Raw genomic sequence first — 20,071 nt, 5'->3', positions numbered from 1 at the left:
TTTTCGGGAGATTCTAGCCTAGTTCCTCTCACTGCAAGGTCAGACCTGCGGTGGAGTTTGCTTACTTATAGCGCCATTAGCTTTCAATGACTGCTTATTAAGACTCAAAATGAATCTAAAGGCGATGGCACTAACAGCTAATGTCGATACAATTGCCGCGCCACTTGGTAGATCTAAACTTGCCGATAGTACCAGACCTGCAATATAGCCAACTAAACCAACCACGTAAGCCCAGAATAGTTTATAGCGTCCATAAAAGTGGTTCACTGCCAGAGCTGGCAGAATTAAGCTACTAAATACTAAGTACACGCCAACAAGTTCAACCGACAAAGTAATCACGATAGCAAAAATCAGATAAAAAGCTCGGCCGCTGAGTAGTTCTGGCTTATAGAGCAATGCCGCTAATATAGCGAAATAAAGACAGGCGGGTAACACTAGCTGGCTCCAACTCACCCAAAGTATTTGCCCAGACATGAGCTCTTTAAGCATCTCTGCGCCATGAGGATCGTTCGACAGCAGTAGCATTGCCGCGACAGCCGCCAATACGTAAAAGCAACCAATGATCGCCTCTAACTCATCAGCCATACGTTTGGATAACCAAGCAATAAAGCCTGCACCTGCAATGGCAAACATCGCCGGCATCCACACATGTGAAAACGGCAACGCTTCAATATCGTGATTCATATGACCCACAATCGCGCCTAAAGCAGCAACTTGGGCTATCGCCAGATCGATAAAAATAATCCCACGCTTTAATACTTGCTGACCCAATACAACGTGGGTCGATAACACTAAAACACCTGCTACAAAAGCAGGTAATAAAATAGATAGCAGATCGAGATCTAACATAACAAAACTCTTATCAACATTGATAAATCAGGGCAGACCGTAAGCTAACGATCTGCCCTATTTGGCACCTAAGTCACTTAGGTTATTGAGTTGCTACTGCTTAGCACTGAGCAAAAGATCAATCGCACTGTCGTAAAGGCTAAACAGATCGACGCTTTGCTCATTACCACCCACTGACATTGGCAGTACTAATACAGGTAGATCTGAACGCTCAGCTAACCAATTTGCACCACGCTCACTTTGATATGAGGCAGTAATGATTGCCAAGATATCTCCTTGTTTAGTGCGGCTCAACAAGCTAGCAAGATGTGAACTGCTAGGCGGGATCCCAGGTTTTGGTTCTAAGTCAGCAACTTGCTCTAGGCCTAACCAGTTAAATAGGTATTTAAAGCTAGAGTGATAAGCAATGACTTTACTGCCTTGCAATGGCGCAGCTTTAGCTTGCCATTGAGGAATCGCCGCTTGCCAACGCTGAGTAAAGCTGGCAAGTGCCGCCTCATAATCAGCTTTGGCTGCAAGATCAAGTTGGATCAACTTAGCCGTTAAGCTAGTAGCCACATCTTGCAAACGAGTCGGATCGAAATGCAGATGCGGATTACCTTGCGCGTGTACATCGCCCATAGAGCGATCTACCGAAGCTAACTGATCTAAGGTTTCGATTTGATCTGCCGCAAAAAACAACCCTTGATCGGTAGAGCGCACTTTGGCGTTGGCTGACTTCATTTGCAACATAGGCAACCAACCGACTTCCAAGTCTGCACCGGCACAGATCGCAAGATCCGCTTGGCGCATTTTAGCAATTAGACTTGGACGAGCTTGCACTTGATGAGGGTCTTGCATCGCCGTCGTCGCCGAATAGATCTTCGCATCCGGTGCTAACTCTTTTGCCAGTGCCGCATATTCCGGCTCACAAGCAAAAATATTTAACCCGGCAACCGCATTATTAGCCACCCCTAGCATTAGCGCTAATGTTAATGCTTGTGCCCCTTTTGATAAAATTTGCTTAGAATTGATGCGCACCGTGAGCCCCCAGAGTCATAACATATTGTAGGGTGATGATGTTGTCATCTTCGAAACCATCAAAGTTAGTCCCTTGCTGATTGGTGTATTGCAGACGCACAGTAGAAAAATGACTGTGGTGCCATGCAAGACTCACTTCGGTCTCTTTCAATTTTTGCGGATCAAAATGATCGCCATGCATCATTTGGGTATCAACTTGACCGTAACGAACACCTGCTGACCAGTTTGGTGAGAACTGATAAACACTGCTTAGATACCAGCCTTCTTGATAGTCTTTAACCTCTTCACCATGACCATGTTCTTCATGCTCTTCGTGGCCATCGTGATCCTCATGATGCTCTTCAAGTGGTTTAAAGTCGGTAACTCTAAAATACTCACCACTTAAGGTTAGGTGTTGGTATTTATAATTGCCATTAGGTGCCCACTTATAAACAAAATCGGCTACATAGGTATTTTCACCTGTGTACTGAGCACTGTGGCTATGCTCGTGCTCGTGATCATGGCCATCGTCAGCAACAGGTTCATCATGACCATGCTCTTCAGCTGTCATACGGCCGTTTTCATTACGTAGATAGCTTAAACCAGCCTGCCATGAACCATTAGCGCCCACATCACCACCGACTTTAGTAAAGGCAGTATAAACACCGAGGTTTTCAAACTCGCGCTCGCCGTGTTCATCAGCCGCACGCATATTGTCGCCTTTGAACACTTCAGCACCCATGGTCCAATATAGATCCGTTGGTGCCACATAGCTTAAACGCACACCATCATCAAAATAGTGACTACCTAAAAACGCACGATAAGCGGCTGGACGATCTGAAAACGAATCGGTATGTACATGTTGATTGTTAAGATAACCAATATCCGATAAGAAGCGACCCGCTCGAATTGATAGCCCCCCAGGCATAGCTAACGTTTGGATAAAGGCTTCTTCCAAACCAAGTTCAGTTTCACCATCATGCATCTCAACCACGGCGGTTAATTTACCGTAAAACATATCATCAATATTTGCGCTCATCGCAAGCTCTGTATGCCCTAGACCAAAGCCTTCAACACGCTCTGACATCGGTCGCTCACCACTTTGGTAGTAACCATCTAACACCGCACTAATTGCCGGATTCGTTAATGTAGGATCGTTTGCCAATGCTTGAGTTGAAAGTAGCGCGCATGCTGCCGCTACACCTGATAGGCGCATAGTTGATATAGTCATTTTATTCTCCGAAATACAGCTAAGCCTTCCCCGTGGGAATACTTTAAAAAAATTCTTAGTTATTGTTTGGGATAAAGAATTACGCTGAAGCTGGAGGGGCGCGGCTATTAAAGAAACTCACATGACGTGAGTATGACACTGGCAGGAAGTACTCTTGGCTTTCAACGCCCTGACGCTCAATGGCAAGCTTAAGTTCACAACTGGGCAGCAGGTTGTTGACCTGGTGTTGGTGATAACACAGAGTACAATGGTTTTTGGCGCCATCGTCCAAATGACTCAGACTATGAGCGGACGCCGCAAACGACAGGCACAGGAATACGGCAACAAGCCCCATTACCAGTTTCTGTTTTACGTTACTCATTCGAATCACAGTGTTAACCTTATGTGTTAAAACGTCGACAAGTGTATTGAGCTGACAAATGAAGTCAAGCCCTGTTCATATTAAAGCACTTACTCAAAGCGTTACAAAGTGTTTGTGACTAGGATCACTGAAACTTGAATGGCAATTAATACTGTCTTAAGCTCTAACCACTAATATTACTAGCATCAAATGTATCCAAAGTGATATTTGGCAAGAGTTTATCTATTAAAAGGCGCAATTATCATGCTTGAATTTCTTCGCTCAAATCTAAAGCTTATCATCATGACCACGCTATTTTTTGTCGCAATACTAGGCGGAATTTATTACGTAGAAGCTGCACTTGAAGCGCAAGTACAGGTAATCGATTAAGCTTTTGTAAAAGCCTCTGATGGCCATTTGCCATCAGAGTTCATGTTAGCTGCTAGGTAATTTCACATAGCAGCTAAAACTGCCGCTATTTTTGTTCCGCAAGCAACCACACATGTACCAACCTCTAGTCGCGGTACTTCTTTAAGTGCTCACTGTTATCCACTTCTTCAACTTCCGGCGCTTCAGTGACTTTCAAGTTGTCGACTAGATGCACCACCAGCATTAACATCATTGAAAAAATGGCTACTGGTACACCTATCGCTCGCGCTCCTTCATCAAAGTAACTCCAAGCAAACAATATAACAGCCGCATAGAAGCTGACGATTTTAGCCCAAGACAACATCGCATTTTTACCTAACCAAGCTTGGCAAAAAGGACATTCAATCTCGGTGTTTAACCCTTTGCCGCGCTGGTTTTCAATTTTATCTATCGCAAATGATTTAGAACAATGGGCACATATCACTAGAACTTTCTCTCTTAAAGGCTTATGCAGTTAGCTTGCCGTCATATTAGGCGCAAAAGTTTAGCAGATTTATCTGTATATTCGCTATTTTGCTTATCACTATCACAATAACAAATCGACAGTTTTCAAAAGGCGTAATATTATTACTAGATCCTGGGAACTAACGGAAACACCAAATGCAAAATTTGCTCCCCAAACTTTTACTTATTATTTTGTGCTTTTGCTCTTTTGCATCATCAGCAGAGAATACTGAGTTAGCGAATAACCTGAATAAAATACAGTCATTAATTGATAATGACGTTAAAGCGCTGCCTAGCACAAAAGGCGAAATTAAGAACTTTCTTGAGTACCGTATTGGTCGCAATGCAGCCCTATTACAAGAAACCTTAAAAGAGCAAATGGACGGGGCTAACCCCGATGTTGCTTTTTTAAAGCCATACATTGTTAAACAACTTGCCTTTACCAATGCTGTAGAAGCTTATTTTGCCAAGCAAAAAGCAGAGCTAATGGGTGAAGCAGGTCCAGGCAGCGATCGTAAGATTATGCTTGGTCTAATGCAGATCCAACGTGAACAAGATAAGTTATTCACCTCTGAACATGAACTACTATCTTGGGCAAAAAAAGCAGGCATAAATGTCGAAGTTGAAGGCAAAGCCTTTGTCGCAGCATTAACTTCTCGTGCTGATGACTTAAATAGCTTTGTTTACTACAACCAAGAGCGTTTGAGTCAAGCTGTTGCCGATGTGCAAATTGCTGGCGCAGATGTTAGCGCAGATCAAAAGTCATTAGTTGTTGAGTTAAAAGAACGCTTGGACCAAAGCTCAAGCAGCCTAAATTCAACGATTGAGATCTTAGATACTTACGGCCAAAACACTGCACTTTACAAGCAAACACTATTTAGTGTGTCTGGTGACATCACCCAAGACGTACTGAACTTTGACGTAGCAAGTAACTTGCTAGCTGAGTGGATGACTATCGCTAAGAACCAAGCGATGGAAAATGGCGCAGGCATCATGTTCAAGCTCATTATCTTCTGCTTGATCTTATTCCTGTCTAGCCTTGTAGGCAGAGTAGCTAAAAGTGTTGTTCAAAAAGCAGTAAGTAACTCTAAGCTTAAATTTAGCATGCTGCTACAAGACTTCTTTATCTCGCTATCGGGTAAAGTGGTGTTCGCACTGGGTCTACTTATTGCGTTATCACAGCTCGGCTTTGAGCTTGCTCCGCTACTCGCTGGTTTCGGTATTGCGGGTGTGATCATCGGTTTTGCATTGCAAGATACCTTATCTAACTTTGCATCGGGCATGATGATTCTCGTTTACCGTCCATTTGACGTTGGTGACTTAATCAATGCCGGCGGTGTTACAGGCCGTGTAAGCCACATGAGCTTAGTTTCAACCACGATTAAGACCTTAGACAACCAAAGACTTATTGTGCCAAACAACAAGATTTGGGGCGATACTATCAACAACATCACTGTTGAGCATCAACGTCGTGTGGATCTGACTTTTGGTATTGGTTATGGCGATGATATCGAGCACGCTGAAAAAGTGTTACGCGATATCGTAATGGCACATCCTTTAGTATTAAAAGATCCAGAGCCTACAATTAAGCTACACACGCTTGGTGAGTCTTCTGTCGACTTTATTGTTCGTCCTTGGACTAAGCCTGAAGATTACTGGGATGTTTATTGGGATATTACCCGTACCGTTAAAATGCGTTTTGACGCTGAAGGTATTAGCATTCCGTTCCCACAGCGCGATGTACATATTTACCAAACAGCACTAGAAAAGTAATTCTAAGCTGAAAAAAAGCCCCGACAACTTAGGTTGCCGGGGCTTTTTTGTATCCGTTTAATCGCCGCTAAGCTAGACCCACAATGTCGCCATCGTCATTAATATCAATGTTTAGATAACCAGGCTTAATACCTAGCCCTGGCATCGTCATCACTTGTCCAACTAAAGCCGTCACAAAGCCCGCACCTGCGTTTAATCTTAACTCGGTGATCGGCAACTCAAAGCCTGTTGGGATCCCTTTAATATCTGGATCGTGGCTAATCGACATTGGGGTTTTAGCGACACATATTGGTAAACCACTGTAGTGATGCTCTGTTAACCAAGCCAATTGGCTCTTTGCCTTATCTGACAATGCAACACTTGCAGCGCCATAACCAACTTCAGCCAACGTCATTAACTTAACTTCTAAACTAGATACACTGTTATAAAGCAGCTTAAAGTCCGATGGCGTTTCAGTTGCACGATAAACCATTTCAGCAAGCTTAATAGCGCCCTCAGAACCTTTAGCAAAGGCTTCACTGATTTCACAGCCAAACGCCTTAGTTTGGCCAATACGTTGAATCAACCACTCAAGCTCGGCATCGGTATCAGTCGGGAAGCGGTTAATCGCCACCACAACCGGAACGCCATACTGACTGACGTTATTAATGTGCCACTCAAGATTAGCAAAACCAGCTTGCAGTCTTTCGTTGTCAGGCTGATTAATGTCGTTTGTTGATGCAATACCACTGTTAGCTTTTAACGCTTTTAGCGTAACAACGACAACGGCAGCACTAGGGGCATAGCCAGACTCTCTGACTTTAATATTACTAAATTTCTCAAAGCCCATATCTGAGCCAAAACCGGCTTCAGTAACCACGACATCAGCCAATTTTGCAGCAATAGTATCTGCAATAATCGATGAGTTACCGTGAGCGATATTGGCAAAGGGTCCAGCATGGATTAAACAAGGATCGCCCGATAACGTTTGCATCAAAGTCGGTTCAATCGCATCAGCCATAATGACTGTCATAGCACCTGCAACACCAAGATCTTCTGCGGTAATCGGCTCGCCTTGAGTATTGAGCGCTAACACTAAACGCCCTATGCGTAATCGTAGATCTTTGAGATCTCGACTTAACGCCAAAATCGCCATCAGCTCTGAGGCTGCTGTAATATCAAAGCCAGACTCATGCACTGGGCCATTAAACCCACCATAGCCAACTTTAATTTCTCTTAGGCTACGCTCATTATGATCGACCACTCGACGCCATAAGATATTGTCTGCATCGATGTTAAGTGCAGTCAAACCTGACTCTTGGCTAAAAGCGTCTGCGCCCAAACGAGTCTCATGAAATAAACGCGCATCAAGCGCCGCTGCGGCTAAATTATGTGCACTGCTCACGGCATGAATGTCGCCAGTGAGGTGTAAATTAAGCTCTTCCATTGGCACAACTTGAGCAAAACCACCACCCGCTGCGCCGCCTTTAGTACCGAAAACTGGTCCCATGCTTGGCTGACGAATACAAGCACAAGCTTTATGACCATTATGGTTAAGTGCTTGAGTAAGCCCGATAGTCGTAACCGTTTTTCCTTCACCAAAAGGCGTAGGCGTTACTGCAGTAACAATGACTAGCTTGGCATTTTTATTATTGGAAAGTCGATTGGTAACCGCTAAAGAAACTTTGGCCTTGTGAGCGCCATGCAATGACAGTTCATCAGGATTAATCCCAAGTTTACTGGCGATTGTACTAATAGGTTGGCAAGTATGTTGACGCGAAATTTCAATATCTGACAGCATTAGAATGGTTCCACGATGTTTTTTTATGTAGGGTAGGCTTTCAACGGGGAATATAGATGATCTCTGTCACAGGTTAAATAGTCAGCGAACGCTATTTTAGCGTTTTGCAATCTACGTCAACAAAGTCGCACCGTTAAGTAGGGAAACAACATGCAAGAGACTGCATTGCAGCTATCACAATTTATCGCCGGATTTTGGCGAACCGCCGACAGGAACACAAATACACAGCAACGTTTAGCATTAATCCAAGGCTATTTAGATCTTGGTGTTTACAGTATGGATCATGCCGACATTTATGGCGGCTATCAATGCGAACAATTATTTGGCGAAGCCCTCGCATTAGCTCCCGCACTGCGAGATAAAATGCAGATCATTAGTAAGTGCGGCATTCGCTTAGTCAACGATCATAATCCTGATGTTTATCTCAATCATTATGACACCACATCAGAGCACATCATCGCCAGTGTAGAAAACTCATTAACTCGTTTAAAGACTGACTATTTAGATCTCTTATTGATCCACAGACCAGATCCGTTAATGGATGCTAACGCTGTCGCCCATGCTTTTGGGCAGTTACAACAGCAAGGTAAAGTGCTGCACTTTGGTGTCTCTAACTTTACCCCGCAGCAATTTGACTTGTTGCAATCACGGGTTGAGCAAAAGTTAGTTTGTAACCAAGTCGAAATATCGCCGAGTAATATGAGCGCACTGCACGATGGCACCCTAGATCATTGCCAGCAACATAAACTTAAACCTATGGCTTGGTCTTGCTTGGGCGGCGGCGACATCTTCAATGCCACAGATCCAAAATCGATCAGACTAAGATCAACACTAGCGAGTATTGCTGATGAAGTCGGCGCGGAGAATATCAGCCAGGTGATTTATGCTTGGGTGCTTGCCTTACCAAGTAAGCCGCATCCGATCATTGGTAGTGGTAATATTGAACGTATTCGCTCCGCAGTAAAAGCGACTGAGCTCCGTTTAACTCGCCAGCAATGGTTTAGCATTTGGCAGGCATCAACTGGCCATGGTGTACCTTAAGCTAACATTTCAAAGCTAACTGCTAAAACTAAAAAAGGCGCTAACTGCGCCTTTTCCTTGTTATCCTGTTCAAACATAAATCACTTTTAAAGATAAGTGATTTCACCACTTAAGTGTGGTCGACGACCTTTTTGATCTCTAAGCTCAAATACTGTTTTACCGTCAAGTTGATCAGCAGCAAAAGTCACGTTACTTGGCATAAATAGCGGTAACTTAAAGGCTACATCAATCTTGCAAGGCCTATCGATAATACTTGGCATTAGCTCGGCAATACAACGCCCTTTTGACCACATACCGTGTGCCAATACACGATCAAAACCAAAGCGCTTTGACATGACTGGATGCAGATGGATCAAATTATAGTCGCCCGATGCTTTGGCATAACGACGCCCAAGATCTTCCGCTAAACTCCAGCTTACTGGGTCATCCCAAGCCATATCAGTGCCTTTAGGCGGGCGCACTCGTTTGCCCTTACCCTCAATGCGGTATAGGTAGGTAGATAACGCCTCCCACACTAACTCACCGTCAACCAATGCTTTTGATACAAGTTCAAATTCAAGACCAGAATCCGTCATGCGACTGGTTGTTAACGTACATTGAATATCAAATTTTTCATCAACACGACAACTGCGGTGCAGGGTAATGCTGTTTTTTAAATGGATCATGCCTAATAGCGGGAAGGTAATGGCATCATGGGTAAAAATAACCGCATGTAATCTAAACGCCATCACATAAAGGTAAGTTGGTGGTAGCGTTTTGCCATCAAACTCAAAACCACATACTTTGGCATATTGGTTTACCTTATCTACAGACAAAGTAACATCTGAGGTCATGATATTAATCATTGGCAGTGGCTGTTCATCCCAGCCTGGCTTACGCCCAAAAAATATTTTGCGATAAAGCGTAAATAGGGATGGCAACGCCTTTAAATCGATACTGTATTCTTTATTCAAACCAATAAAACCCTTCACAATGATACGGGAAACCAAAAATCGAGCGGCGCATTATACACCAAAACCTGCTAACCGAAAAATGATGCCTAAGCTTGTGACTCTATGGCACTTATTCACAACTTTGTTGCCAACAGTTTTTAATCGTCACATTAAAAGGCTGCAAATAGGATTGGACACTCTTTTTACCCACTAAATGACCTGCACCGACTACCACGAATAATGGCTGCGCCGCATCAGGAGAGAGCATTAACTCTACGATGCGTTGAGCCATAGTTTTATTTCGATCCCATAGCATTTTTTCTACCATGTCAGTTTCGCCCTGGCGTATCATTTCGCCTTCCATCAAATCAGCAAGTTCAGCTTCATTACCGCTGCGCCAAGCTGAAATCAACTCAAGCATATCGGCATCAGGTGCCTCAATGGCTTCAGTCACCATACTCCACTGCGTGCCTGCATCGAACGATGATAATAATTTAAACTGAAACTCAGTGCTTTCTAACTCATATATAGGTTTGCTACCTGCTTGACTCACTAAAACAGCATCAACACCGTATTCGCCGCTGTAGCCTAATTGAGCATAACGACCTATGCTTAACTGCATTGACTGCAACCAAGGCGAATAATTTTCAAGTGCTGCGCACAGTTGCTGCTTATCCTTGCAGTACCCCGCCATTACCGTTTGCGTTTCACTATCCATAGCGACTTTTTTTCCACCATATTTTGCCAGCAAAGCAGCAATATTTTCGCCCCTAACATCGGCTTCAACCACTAAAGCGCCTGAACGTTCAAAAGCGGCTTCTATTTGTGAGGGCAATGGATAAAAGTTTGCTTTGCCAATATGAATAGAACCAAGTAAATAACCCACCTGCCCTTGATATGAAATCTGATAAAATGGTTGTTTAAACTCAGATTTAGCTACAGATTCTCCAGAAATAAACAAAAGGCTGAATCCAGTGATAGCTAATAAACACTTAACGACACTTGTTGCGATCATGCTTGCCCCTTATAATTCAGCAAAATTTCAATTTGAGAGGCTGTTATGCCACACACACAGGTTATCGAGCAACTTAAAGCCAGTTTGCAAACCGCCTACCGCCAAGCTATTGATGCTGACGCTAGACTCGACGAGCTTAAAAAAGCCGGCCATGTAAAGTTCGATGCTATTTTTAGTGCGTCAGAAGGCTTTAAGAGCAAAAGCAATCGCTTTACACCATACGTACAAGAACTCGCAGCGGATATGGAGGCTATGATTCAAGCCCCTGAGTCACTTGCTACAGCGTTAGAAAGCTACATACCAAAACTTGCTTTGCTACTGCAAACTATGCAGGCGTTTAAATCTAACGCTAAATAGCAGATTTAGAGAACAATCTTTAGTTTGTTAATGGATTGTTCTCTGTCATCTAACTGTCACACCTGTGTCATAGAATTTTCGACCTCATTCATACTTTGGTTGGAAATACATGCCCGCTATCAATCTTGCTCTTGAACTCGACAAAATTATCGATAAGGAAAGAATTAAAGCGGTTTTCCAACCAATCTGTAATATCTCAACCCACCAAGTTTATGGTTTTGAAGCATTAAGCCGTGGCCCTGAGCATAGTCCACTCTACTCACCAGTTCCATTATTTAAAACTGCAGCCTATGAAGGGCGCTTATCAGAGCTCGAGAACTTGTGTCGGCGGATCTCTATTCAACAATATAAAAACACTCAACTTCCCGGCAAGCTGTTTTTAAATATCTCCCCTAAGGCATTACTCGAGCCAAACCATGCAACCGGTCTGACATTAAGCATAGTGCAGGAGCTTGGCTTACAGCCTTCTCAAGTGGTGATTGAACTCTCAGAGCAGTATCCTGCAGACGATATCGATCTGCTCAAGTCATGTTTAAATCATTACCGTAGTCAGGGCTTTTTAACCGCAATTGATGACTTAGGTGCCGGCTACTCTGGATTACGTTTATGGTCAGAGTTAGCACCAGATTACGTTAAAATTGACCGTCACTTTATTGAAGCCATCGATACCTCGTCAGTAAAGCAGGAGTTTGTTCGATCTATTATTGCCCTATGCCAAAACTTAAGCTGCAAAGTGATTGCCGAAGGCATTGAAACACACGCCGAGTTAGCAATACTCAGACAACTCGGTATAACCTATTGCCAAGGATTTTTACTTGGCCGACCACAAGTCAGCCCTAACCGCCACATTCCCTTCGCGCCAACACACAACGAAGTGCCTGTTCAAAGAGTCCGATTTGCAGAGTCTGCGGAAAGCTTGTCAAGTAAAGCAACAACTTGCCAAAGTGACTGTAAACTCAAAAAGATTGGTGAGACTTTTAACCAACACCCCAATCTTCAGGCCGTGGTGGTAATGCGCCAAGATGAGGTTATCGGTATGGTATTAAGAAGCCAGGTAATCGAGCTATTTAGCACACCTTATGGTCGTGCGTTACACGAACATAAAACGGTTGAAGAGGTATTGACTGCTGAGCTGATTAGAATCGACGCCGACATGCCTATTTCTCAAGTGAGCCAACGCCTAACCAATGAATCTACCGACTTAGTTGTCCAGCAATTCATCATCCTTAAACAGGGAAAGCTGCTTGGTATCGGTCACACTAAAGATTTACTGGCAAAAATTACTGAACAAAAAATTGCTGTCGCCCGCCATGCCAACCCTTTAACAGGATTACCCGGCAATATTCCCATCCAAGAAGAACTACAAAGACTGCGTCTGCAAAAGAAGCCTTTTTATTTGGCCTATTTCGACTTATCACACTTTAAACCCTATAACGATATTTACGGATTCTGCCGTGGTGATGAGGTCATAATGGACGTATCGCACTTGTTATTGCGCCAGCAAAGCAGCGACAATTTTATTGCCCACGTGGGCGGCGATGACTTTGTCATTATTAGCGCTAGTGCTGATATTGAACTGCAGGCTAAACAGGTTATTAGCGACTTTGAAGCAAGTAAGTCACTATTTTATTCAAAGAAACATTGGCAAGAACAGCAGATGTTGGCAGAAGATAGAAAGGGAGTGCTTTGCTACCATGAGCTGATTTCATTAAGTGTCGGGATTTTACCTCCCAAAATCACCATGAATTGTAATGAACAACAATTGTCGCTATACAGCGCTCAAGCAAAAAAACAGGCTAAGCAAGCAGCGAGCTCACTCAGCCTTTTTCAACTCGAAATGGCAACCGAAATATAGCAGGCTCAGCTTTTTATAACTTAGGCTCTACGGTTTTCTTTAACCAAGATGACAGCAACGCATTTTCATAACGATATGGCTTATCGTTCATTTTATTAATTGAGTACATAAAGCCCATATCAGTGAGCTTTTCGTCACCTGCTATAATCACTTTGTCGCCATCCAATACCTTGTAACTAAAGGTGATGCGTGGCGGGTAAATGTCTTTTACCACCCGAATATCATTGGTTGTTGCGCCAAATGTTGGTCTGACATCGCCAGCAAGATCAAGATCTGTAACCACCAGCTCTAACTTTTGCTCTGGTTTAAGGATACGGCTTGCTTCTTTATTTAAATGCTTTGTCAGCTGCTCGAAGGTACGGTTTTCAAAGCGTGACTTCATTTCGCCACTTGAACGAATATCTCGAAAGCTACTTGGATCTTGCCACTCCACTTTGACGATGCCGTTTTCCGTTACTGGATTTTCAGTCACTTCGTCTGCTGCTAACACAGAACCCGATAGCAGAATACTCGCCGCGAGCATAAGTTGTACTTTCATATGTGTCTCCCCAATTAACACTACTTACTGTTGTTAATTTGATTATGTAATGCTCAAGCTGAACCCATGCTTAAGCATTACAGCTAAACTTCAAATAGGTATAATCTATGCTAACTAACATATTAGTAAAACATACTATTGGCAATAAAGTTGCTTCAAATTGCATCAATACCTATAACTAGAATAGCATTATGTTTTAGTTATATATTCTGAGTTACGCTAGTTATTTAAGGAGCCCCACTATGCAAAAGCTTGCTCCCATCTTGTTTGTCACTTTGCTTTTTACTGGTCTTGTTGCGGCCATTTTTTCAATCAACCAATCTGAAACGTCTACAGCAATACAGTCGTGGTCAGCCTTTATCTATAAAAACGGCTATAACTCAGGGCAGTATGATAAAAAAGATGATTTCGATAGTTATCAGCATTGTAAGCTTTATGCAGAAAAAGCATCGAAACAACTAGATGGCGTTACCTGGGAATGCGGACTTAATTGTCGCTTTGATTCTATGCGCCAAGGCTTTCATTGCGATACGATGAGTAATGAATAACTCATCACTAAACAGTTGCGCTAGCAGTCATTCACCACACTCGATAACGCCAAACAACACTGCTCACTTTTCGTTCAGCTTTGATACATATTGTTTAATTTAAACTACGTACCAAGTTATCAGGCAGCCTTGTAAGACTGAAGCGACATTCGGTCGCTAGTTACAATGACTGCAGCAATTATTTTCATTGTTTGGAGTACCAATATGAACTATTCAACTACGCGTAACCTTACCTTTTCTGGTCGTATGGCTATTGTGGCGCTAATTTTGAGTATTTTCGCATTTGCAGGTCAAGTAAAGGCCGATGAGTTTACTGCTAAAGAACAAGCTGCCATTGCAAAACATCAGCAAATACTAGAAGAGCAAATTGCGCAGTCAGAACATAAACTCGAAATGCAGGCTGAGGCTACGTTTGTTGAGCAAGTAAAGGAATCTGAACAAGAGTTTATGGCGCTGGTCTGCACCGCACACGGACTTGATGCAGATAGAGAAACAGGTGCCTGCTATGAATAGCATTCATAATATTAACCAATAAAAAACGAGGCATTTGCCTCGTTTTTTATTTAGCGGATCTCTAGAAGGGAAACGCCGCACTTAATTGTGGATAAGTCGCTTTCAGTTGCTTTTTCTTATGTGAAAACTTCTTGCCCGCTGGAGTCGCTTGCCCTGATGGCACATAAGGTAGTTCATCATCACCGCGCGCTTCATATAGCTGCCCAGCAATCAAATCATACTCATCAAGAAATGGGTAAGCATAACCGTCTTTTTCAGGCCAAAGTTCAAGCTTGCCTAACTCGTCAGGGGCATCAACGACTTTGTCATACCAATCTTTACCCAGCGAAATTAAGAAACAGCGAAACTCAGCAAAAGCATATTCAGAGTCGCACCCGGTAATAATATAAGCCGCGCCCCAAACAGACCAAGAGTAAGTTCGACGCATCTGCTGTCCAAAAATCTTGTCAAAATCTCGCAACTCATCATTGCTTAATGGGCTTAGCTTTTGCTTCAATGCATCTGCAAGCTCAGTTTGATCTTGTTGTGGTGATGTTCGGGTTACTAATGCCCAAAACTCAGATTCTGTCATCGGACTCTCTAATCATACGGTTTAATTGTCGCTATTCTAGCGTAGAAGTCAGCGCTATAGCTAAACAATATCGAACAGAGTGATTGAACAATTAATACTTGAGTAGACGTCACACAGAGTTTTTTTTACACTTCTGTTCACATAACTTCTATTGAGCAGCGTTAAGTACCTAATGACAAAACCACATCCACTACTCGCGATATTAATGTTTATTTATGGCCTAGTCGCTATCGCAGCCTTATGGCGCACTTTTACCACGTTAAACTTTGACCTGCTGACTTTGGGCGTATTCCCCGTTCTTTATGGTTTAATCACTCGTCAATTCTGGGCCGCAGTGGTACTAAAAATTTATTTAGCTATTCAAACGGTTGCCTTACTTGCACTCGCAACTGCTGCAGTTATCGCTTATCAAATAACCCCTGAAGATGTAAAAGTGATTTATCAAGGTCAAAACATTCCAATTAGTGCCATCGTAGCCGTTGCAATAGTAGTCATGAGCTTTCAATATTGGATAGCCTTTAGCCAAAAAACAAAACGATATTTAACCTCTAAAATACCCCGCTCTGAAAACTAATAAAACAGTGTTTTTGAACAACTTACTTACTTGAAGAGCAATTTGAGTTAACCTAAGATTAAGCGGAAACAATACCAAGATAGAGACGGTAATTACATATATGAGCCATTTACAGCCCAGCGAGTTATCAATATTGCTGGTAGAGCCTTCAGATACGCAAAGAAAAATCATTTATCAGCGCCTAGAAAAAGAAGGTGTAAAACAGATTCAAACGGCAACTAATCTCGCTGAAGCCTTGCAGATCATTAACCGTCACCAGCCTGATCTCGTGGCCAGCTCGATGCATTATCAAGATGGCACCGCTATTGAGCTGCTACAACATATTAAATCTTCGGCTCATTTTAATGATATTCAATTTATGTTGGTTTCAAGTGAGTGCCGCCGCGACCAATTAGAACAATACAGGCAATCAGGTGTTGTATCTATTCTGCCTAAACCTTTTACAGCAGAACACTTAGCAAAAGCACTTAACGCAACCATAGATCTGCTCAGTAATGATGAGCTCGACTTAACCCATTTTGATGTGCAAGATTTACGCGTGTTAGTGGTTGATGATAGTAAAATGGCGCGCAATATCATTAAGCGCACGATTACTAACCTTGGACTGCGCCTTATCACCGAAGCTGAAGATGGTCAGCAAGCCATTGAACTGATGCAACAGCAGATGTTTGACCTAGTCATCACCGATTACAACATGCCGAGTGTTGATGGCTTAGCCCTAACGCAATTTATTCGTAATGACAGCCAGCAATCCCATATTCCTATTTTGATGGTGTCTTCAGAGGCCAATGAAACCCACTTAAGTAATGTTTCACAAGCCGGCGTCAACGCACTATGTGATAAGCCTTTCGAGCCTAACATTGTAAAACAAATTCTGTATCAGCTATTGGAAGAGTAAAAAACTGAGAAATCGCGCCTATTTTTGACTTTAATGCCGATTTCATGGGGCTAAAGCACTTTTCAAATGCAAAAGCTTGTGGCATGTTACATAACGCTACTAACAATTAAATCTACGGAAAGAAGAGACTATTCAAATGAATAAGACTGAACTTGTTGCAAAAATGGCTGAATCTGCAGAACTAACTAAAGCAGAAGCGGCGCGTGCATTAAAATCTTTTGAAGAAACTGTTGCAGAAGCGATGAAGAATGGAGACAAGATCTCTATTGTTGGTTTTGGCTCTTTTGAAACTACACAGCGTGCCGCGCGCACAGGTCGTAACCCACAGACTGGTAAAGAAATACAGATCCCTGCGGCTACAGTACCTAAGTTTAAAGCTGGTAAAACGCTTAAAGATAGCGTTAACTAAATCACTGTTACTACAGTTGATAACTAAACCTCCTATATGGAGGTTTTTTTATATCTGTTAATTCTGCCCTATCTCGGTGCTCATTGCCCTAGTTTGAATCAATTCACTTTCCCCTCAAGCTCAATAACATTGTAAACAACTGTTTTAATTGAAAGTTATTTTTGGCTCAGAGTTTGCTACTTAATTAGTCACTATAAAAAGCAGTAAATATTGTAATAAGGGGAATGAGATGAACAAGCAACTAATCAGTACCACGGCTATTTTACTTACATCAATGTTAGCTGGCACCGCCCATGCTGCAGTTGAAGCCAATATAGGAGTGACCTCAAACTACCTATGGCGCGGCGTGACGCAAACAGATGATGCCGCGGCAGTACAAGGTGGCATCGACTACAGTCACGAGTCTGGCTTTTATGCGGGTACTTGGGCTTCTAATGTCGATTTTGGTGACAATACGAGTTACGAGCTTGATGTCTACGCGGGTTTTGCTGGCAGCTTTGGCGATAGCTTTGAGTATGACCTCTATTATCTTTACTACGCCTATCCAGATGCTGACGGCAGTATCGATTTAGGCGAAGTCACAGCAGCTGTCAGCTGGAAGTGGATTGCAGTCAGCTACTCACACTTAGTCAATGCCGGGAGTGATGTCGCCAGCGAGCCACTTGATAATAAAGATATGAGTTATTTGCAAACCACACTAACTTACCCTATCTCTGATACGCTTTCTGTTAGTGCCCATTATGGCTATTCTAGCGGTGATGTAGTGACAGCCTGGTATGGTCGCGATGATTATGCTGATTACTCCTTGTCACTCAGTAAAGATACCGATTTGGGCAGCGTATCTTTCACCGTCAGTGACACAGATCTGAAAAATGATGATGCCAAGATTTTACTCGGCTACAGCTATAGTTTTTCATTATAAGTTCCTAAAAAGTTGGCTATTTGTCCTATGAATCAGGATAAATAGCCAAACCCTTCCCACACGTTTTTTTGTTGTATAGTTTCACTAAATTACTAAAAAACATCATAAACAATAAAAAGTGAACGATAAATGTAATTTTGTTACATGGATCGCATATTTATAAATCACTTCCTGCTAAATTCCAAATTAAGCGCTCCCTAATAGGCTTAATTAAGTAAGTCACCGGGCGCAGACACTGTTTAGTTATTAACCGATGGTATCAAAGTATTTCCTTTTAACGCTAAGTAAGCGATTCGGAACATGGATACCTAGCTAAGAGGAATTCGTGATGGCTCAGACTTTTGATTTGGTGCCCAACGATGTAGAAATGGAGGCGTATACAGCGCCTAAAACTCAGCAAGCTGCTGACGAGTTAGCACACAAGAAAGCCGTTAAAAAACGTCTTGAAGCATACCTTGAACAAGCGCAATTGAAGCGTGATTTAAGCGAAGATGACTTCTGGGCATAACCCAAAGTACGTGCTAGCAAATATTTGACAAGCATCAGCTTACTCAGATAAATAAAAAAAGCTCCTGACATCATATGCAGGAGCTTTTTTAGTTTTATAAACAGCAAGCGAACTTAACTCTTTTGCGTCTTCGCATCGGCCTCACGCTTGTTTAAGAAGTATTCTCGAGTCAACGCAAACACCACAGGGCTTAATAGTGCTAAGGCAATTAAGTTTGGAATAGCCATCATGGCATTCAGCGTATCAGCCAGTAGCCAAATAAACTCAAGTGAGCTCACCGCACCGAGTGGCACAACTAAGGTCCAAATCACTCTAAAAGGCTTAATCGCCTTAACCCCAAACAAGAACTGCACACACTTTTCACAGTAAAAGCTCCAGCCCAGAATCGTCGTAAACGCAAATACCGTCAGCGCTATTGCCACTACATAATTACCTAACGGGAAGGCATGTGAAAAAGCAAACGAAGTTAATGCCGCACCATTTTCTCCCGAAGTCCATGCACCAGAGACGATAATCGCTAGGCCTGTAATGCTACAAACGATTAAGGTATCGATAAAAGTACCTAGCATCGCCACTAGACCTTGAGCCACAGGGTTATTGGTCTGCGCTGCAGCATGTGCAATTGGCGCACTACCAAGACCTGCTTCGTTAGAGAACACACCACGTGCAACACCAAAACGAATTGCCGCCCAAACCGCTGCGCCAGCAAAACCGCCTTGCGCCGCCACAGGGTTAAATGCGCTATGCAAAATCAACTCAATTGCCGCTGGAATTTCTGCAGCGTAAACGACTAATACAGCAATACCCGCAGCAATATAAAATACCGTCATCATAGGGACTAGCTTACCGGCCACATCAGCAATACGCTTAATACCGCCCATAAGCACAGCACCAACCAGCACCATTAACACTACACCTGTAACCCAGTTGGGCACGCCAAAATTACTGCTAAGCGCATCAGCAACAGAGTTAGCCTGCACGGTATTACCAATACCAAAACCTGCCAAAGAGCCAAATAGCGCAAATGCGGTCCCGAGCCAAGCCCACTTAGAACCAAGACCATTTTTAATGTAATACATTGGTCCACCAACGTGGTTACCATTGTCATCAACTTCACGGTACTTAACTGCAAGCACAGCCTCGGCGAACTTAGTCGCCATGCCCACCAACGCAGTACACCACATCCAAAACAGTGCACCAGGACCACCAATAAAAATCGCCGTAGCAACACCAGCAATATTACCGGTACCAATAGTGGCAGACAGTGATGTCATTAAGGCATTAAAAGGGCTAATTTCCCCTTTCATGTTTTTATCTTTATCAGGGATCCTGCCAGACCATAGTAATTTAAAGCCGGTGCCCAATTTCACAATTGGCATTAAACGTAATCCGACAGTGAGAAATAAGCCCACTCCCAAGATCATAACCAACATAGGTGTTCCCCAAACCACCCCATTGATCATGCTTACAAAATTCGTAATAGCTTCCATTCAAACCTCGTCGATACAGATAATTTTTCGTTATTATTTATATTTATACTTATAT

The 20,071-nt window shown here is 42.9% G+C and carries 23 protein-coding genes; 12 read left to right on the top strand and 11 right to left on the bottom strand.

The window, feature by feature from the left end; genetic code table 11:
• Nucleotides 1–39: 39 nt before the first annotated feature.
• The 4 genes from L2748_RS07795 to L2748_RS07780 all read right to left on the bottom strand — a co-directional run bounded on the left by L2748_RS07795 (nucleotide 40) and on the right by L2748_RS07780 (nucleotide 3,440).
• Nucleotides 40–849, bottom strand: a complete 810-nt coding sequence (locus L2748_RS07795) for a metal ABC transporter permease (protein WP_220778729.1) — start codon at nucleotides 847–849, stop codon at nucleotides 40–42.
• Nucleotides 850–942: 93 nt separating this feature from the next.
• Entirely contained in the window at nucleotides 943–1,809 is an 867-nt protein-coding gene (locus tag L2748_RS07790; protein WP_220778911.1) for a metal ABC transporter solute-binding protein, Zn/Mn family, read from the bottom strand.
• A 43-nt stretch (nucleotides 1,810–1,852) separates the two neighbouring features.
• Nucleotides 1,853–3,079: a hypothetical protein gene (locus tag L2748_RS07785; protein ID WP_220778730.1), complete on the bottom strand. Its 1,227-nt coding sequence runs from the start codon at nucleotides 3,077–3,079 to the stop codon at nucleotides 1,853–1,855.
• Between the two features lie 79 nt (nucleotides 3,080–3,158).
• Nucleotides 3,159–3,440, bottom strand: coding sequence for an ABC-type zinc uptake system zinc chaperone (locus L2748_RS07780; protein ID WP_220778731.1), 282 nt, complete (start codon nucleotides 3,438–3,440; stop codon nucleotides 3,159–3,161).
• Nucleotides 3,441–3,683: 243 nt separating this feature from the next.
• Between L2748_RS07780 and L2748_RS24430 the strand changes: the two genes are divergently transcribed.
• Nucleotides 3,684–3,809 carry a hypothetical protein gene (locus L2748_RS24430; RefSeq protein WP_275974212.1) on the top strand — a complete coding sequence of 42 codons (126 nt, stop codon included), beginning with the start codon at nucleotides 3,684–3,686 and terminating at the stop codon, nucleotides 3,807–3,809.
• 124 nt (nucleotides 3,810–3,933) lie between these two features.
• Here the strand turns inward: L2748_RS24430 and L2748_RS07775 are convergent, their stop codons facing one another.
• Nucleotides 3,934–4,272: a hypothetical protein gene (locus tag L2748_RS07775; protein WP_220778732.1), complete on the bottom strand. Its 339-nt coding sequence runs from the start codon at nucleotides 4,270–4,272 to the stop codon at nucleotides 3,934–3,936.
• A 176-nt stretch (nucleotides 4,273–4,448) separates the two neighbouring features.
• Here L2748_RS07775 and L2748_RS07770 point away from each other — a divergent pair, with 176 nt between their 5' ends.
• Entirely contained in the window at nucleotides 4,449–6,065 is a 1,617-nt protein-coding gene (locus L2748_RS07770; protein ID WP_220778734.1) for a mechanosensitive ion channel family protein, read from the top strand.
• Between the two features lie 67 nt (nucleotides 6,066–6,132).
• On the opposite strand, the gene L2748_RS07765 is transcribed toward L2748_RS07770, so the two are convergent.
• A complete protein-coding gene (locus tag L2748_RS07765; protein WP_220778735.1) occupies nucleotides 6,133–7,845 on the bottom strand; it encodes a formate--tetrahydrofolate ligase in 1,713 nt (570 codons plus the stop codon).
• A 150-nt stretch (nucleotides 7,846–7,995) separates the two neighbouring features.
• Between L2748_RS07765 and L2748_RS07760 the strand changes: the two genes are divergently transcribed.
• The gene (locus L2748_RS07760; RefSeq protein WP_220778738.1) at nucleotides 7,996–8,886 is read left to right on the top strand and encodes an aldo/keto reductase; all 891 of its coding nucleotides are present in this window, start codon (nucleotides 7,996–7,998) and stop codon (nucleotides 8,884–8,886) included.
• Nucleotides 8,887–8,972: 86 nt separating this feature from the next.
• On the opposite strand, the gene L2748_RS07755 is transcribed toward L2748_RS07760, so the two are convergent.
• A complete protein-coding gene (locus L2748_RS07755; RefSeq protein ID WP_373317171.1) occupies nucleotides 8,973–9,806 on the bottom strand; it encodes a MaoC family dehydratase in 834 nt (277 codons plus the stop codon).
• Between the two features lie 142 nt (nucleotides 9,807–9,948).
• Entirely contained in the window at nucleotides 9,949–10,833 is an 885-nt protein-coding gene (locus tag L2748_RS07750; protein WP_220778741.1) for a TraB/GumN family protein, read from the bottom strand.
• A gap of 45 nt (nucleotides 10,834–10,878) precedes the next feature.
• Here L2748_RS07750 and L2748_RS07745 point away from each other — a divergent pair, with 45 nt between their 5' ends.
• A complete protein-coding gene (locus L2748_RS07745; protein ID WP_220778742.1) occupies nucleotides 10,879–11,190 on the top strand; it encodes a prephenate dehydrogenase in 312 nt (103 codons plus the stop codon).
• Nucleotides 11,191–11,299: 109 nt separating this feature from the next.
• Entirely contained in the window at nucleotides 11,300–13,045 is a 1,746-nt protein-coding gene (locus L2748_RS07740; protein WP_220778743.1) for a GGDEF domain-containing protein, read from the top strand.
• 13 nt (nucleotides 13,046–13,058) lie between these two features.
• Here the strand turns inward: L2748_RS07740 and L2748_RS07735 are convergent, their stop codons facing one another.
• Nucleotides 13,059–13,583 carry a DUF3016 domain-containing protein gene (locus tag L2748_RS07735; protein WP_220778744.1) on the bottom strand — a complete coding sequence of 175 codons (525 nt, stop codon included), beginning with the start codon at nucleotides 13,581–13,583 and terminating at the stop codon, nucleotides 13,059–13,061.
• A gap of 242 nt (nucleotides 13,584–13,825) precedes the next feature.
• Here L2748_RS07735 and L2748_RS07730 point away from each other — a divergent pair, with 242 nt between their 5' ends.
• The gene (locus L2748_RS07730) at nucleotides 13,826–14,131 is read left to right on the top strand and encodes a hypothetical protein (protein ID WP_220778745.1); all 306 of its coding nucleotides are present in this window, start codon (nucleotides 13,826–13,828) and stop codon (nucleotides 14,129–14,131) included.
• A gap of 204 nt (nucleotides 14,132–14,335) precedes the next feature.
• Nucleotides 14,336–14,644: a hypothetical protein gene (locus L2748_RS07725; RefSeq protein ID WP_220778746.1), complete on the top strand. Its 309-nt coding sequence runs from the start codon at nucleotides 14,336–14,338 to the stop codon at nucleotides 14,642–14,644.
• Nucleotides 14,645–14,705: 61 nt separating this feature from the next.
• Here L2748_RS07725 and L2748_RS07720 read toward each other — a convergent pair whose 3' ends face one another.
• A complete protein-coding gene (locus tag L2748_RS07720) occupies nucleotides 14,706–15,215 on the bottom strand; it encodes a DUF4240 domain-containing protein (RefSeq protein WP_220778749.1) in 510 nt (169 codons plus the stop codon).
• A gap of 172 nt (nucleotides 15,216–15,387) precedes the next feature.
• Between L2748_RS07720 and L2748_RS07715 the strand changes: the two genes are divergently transcribed.
• The 5 genes from L2748_RS07715 to L2748_RS07695 all read left to right on the top strand — a co-directional run bounded on the left by L2748_RS07715 (nucleotide 15,388) and on the right by L2748_RS07695 (nucleotide 18,526).
• Nucleotides 15,388–15,789: a hypothetical protein gene (locus L2748_RS07715; protein ID WP_220778751.1), complete on the top strand. Its 402-nt coding sequence runs from the start codon at nucleotides 15,388–15,390 to the stop codon at nucleotides 15,787–15,789.
• A gap of 100 nt (nucleotides 15,790–15,889) precedes the next feature.
• Complete coding sequence (locus L2748_RS07710; protein WP_220778753.1) at nucleotides 15,890–16,687, top strand: response regulator; 798 nt, start codon at nucleotides 15,890–15,892, stop codon at nucleotides 16,685–16,687.
• 136 nt (nucleotides 16,688–16,823) lie between these two features.
• Nucleotides 16,824–17,096, top strand: coding sequence for an HU family DNA-binding protein (locus L2748_RS07705; RefSeq protein WP_012156924.1), 273 nt, complete (start codon nucleotides 16,824–16,826; stop codon nucleotides 17,094–17,096).
• 229 nt (nucleotides 17,097–17,325) lie between these two features.
• Entirely contained in the window at nucleotides 17,326–18,018 is a 693-nt protein-coding gene (locus tag L2748_RS07700; protein ID WP_220778762.1) for a TorF family putative porin, read from the top strand.
• 328 nt (nucleotides 18,019–18,346) lie between these two features.
• Nucleotides 18,347–18,526, top strand: a complete 180-nt coding sequence (locus L2748_RS07695; protein ID WP_220778764.1) for a PA3496 family putative envelope integrity protein — start codon at nucleotides 18,347–18,349, stop codon at nucleotides 18,524–18,526.
• Between the two features lie 113 nt (nucleotides 18,527–18,639).
• On the opposite strand, the gene L2748_RS07690 is transcribed toward L2748_RS07695, so the two are convergent.
• Nucleotides 18,640–20,016 carry an alanine/glycine:cation symporter family protein gene (locus L2748_RS07690; protein ID WP_220778772.1) on the bottom strand — a complete coding sequence of 459 codons (1,377 nt, stop codon included), beginning with the start codon at nucleotides 20,014–20,016 and terminating at the stop codon, nucleotides 18,640–18,642.
• Nucleotides 20,017–20,071 lie beyond the last annotated feature (55 nt).

It is taken from the genome of Shewanella sairae (assembly GCF_023283535.1).
In the GTDB taxonomy this organism is placed as follows: Bacteria; Pseudomonadota; Gammaproteobacteria; order Enterobacterales; family Shewanellaceae; genus Shewanella; species Shewanella sairae.
The sequence above is the reverse complement of the archived record's forward strand: the minus strand, read 5'-3'. Positions and strand labels throughout refer to the sequence as shown.

Coding starts and splice junctions, on each gene's coding strand:
- L2748_RS07790 (WP_220778911.1), bottom strand. CDS start 1,809: ATGCTAGGGGTGGCTAATAATGCGGTTGCCGGGTTAAATATTTTTGCT.
- L2748_RS07710 (WP_220778753.1), top strand. CDS start 15,890: ATGAGCCATTTACAGCCCAGCGAGTTATCAATATTGCTGGTAGAGCCT.
- L2748_RS07720 (WP_220778749.1), bottom strand. CDS start 15,215: ATGACAGAATCTGAGTTTTGGGCATTAGTAACCCGAACATCACCACAA.
- L2748_RS07725 (WP_220778746.1), top strand. CDS start 14,336: ATGAACTATTCAACTACGCGTAACCTTACCTTTTCTGGTCGTATGGCT.
- L2748_RS07695 (WP_220778764.1), top strand. CDS start 18,347: ATGGCTCAGACTTTTGATTTGGTGCCCAACGATGTAGAAATGGAGGCG.
- L2748_RS07705 (WP_012156924.1), top strand. CDS start 16,824: ATGAATAAGACTGAACTTGTTGCAAAAATGGCTGAATCTGCAGAACTA.
- L2748_RS07700 (WP_220778762.1), top strand. CDS start 17,326: ATGAACAAGCAACTAATCAGTACCACGGCTATTTTACTTACATCAATG.
- L2748_RS07745 (WP_220778742.1), top strand. CDS start 10,879: ATGCCACACACACAGGTTATCGAGCAACTTAAAGCCAGTTTGCAAACC.
- L2748_RS07795 (WP_220778729.1), bottom strand. CDS start 849: ATGTTAGATCTCGATCTGCTATCTATTTTATTACCTGCTTTTGTAGCA.
- L2748_RS07735 (WP_220778744.1), bottom strand. CDS start 13,583: ATGAAAGTACAACTTATGCTCGCGGCGAGTATTCTGCTATCGGGTTCT.
- L2748_RS07740 (WP_220778743.1), top strand. CDS start 11,300: ATGCCCGCTATCAATCTTGCTCTTGAACTCGACAAAATTATCGATAAG.
- L2748_RS07730 (WP_220778745.1), top strand. CDS start 13,826: ATGCAAAAGCTTGCTCCCATCTTGTTTGTCACTTTGCTTTTTACTGGT.
- L2748_RS07780 (WP_220778731.1), bottom strand. CDS start 3,440: ATGAGTAACGTAAAACAGAAACTGGTAATGGGGCTTGTTGCCGTATTC.
- L2748_RS24430 (WP_275974212.1), top strand. CDS start 3,684: ATGCTTGAATTTCTTCGCTCAAATCTAAAGCTTATCATCATGACCACG.
- L2748_RS07715 (WP_220778751.1), top strand. CDS start 15,388: ATGACAAAACCACATCCACTACTCGCGATATTAATGTTTATTTATGGC.
- L2748_RS07750 (WP_220778741.1), bottom strand. CDS start 10,833: ATGATCGCAACAAGTGTCGTTAAGTGTTTATTAGCTATCACTGGATTC.
- L2748_RS07770 (WP_220778734.1), top strand. CDS start 4,449: ATGCAAAATTTGCTCCCCAAACTTTTACTTATTATTTTGTGCTTTTGC.
- L2748_RS07760 (WP_220778738.1), top strand. CDS start 7,996: ATGCAAGAGACTGCATTGCAGCTATCACAATTTATCGCCGGATTTTGG.
- L2748_RS07690 (WP_220778772.1), bottom strand. CDS start 20,016: ATGGAAGCTATTACGAATTTTGTAAGCATGATCAATGGGGTGGTTTGG.
- L2748_RS07765 (WP_220778735.1), bottom strand. CDS start 7,845: ATGCTGTCAGATATTGAAATTTCGCGTCAACATACTTGCCAACCTATT.
- L2748_RS07785 (WP_220778730.1), bottom strand. CDS start 3,079: ATGACTATATCAACTATGCGCCTATCAGGTGTAGCGGCAGCATGCGCG.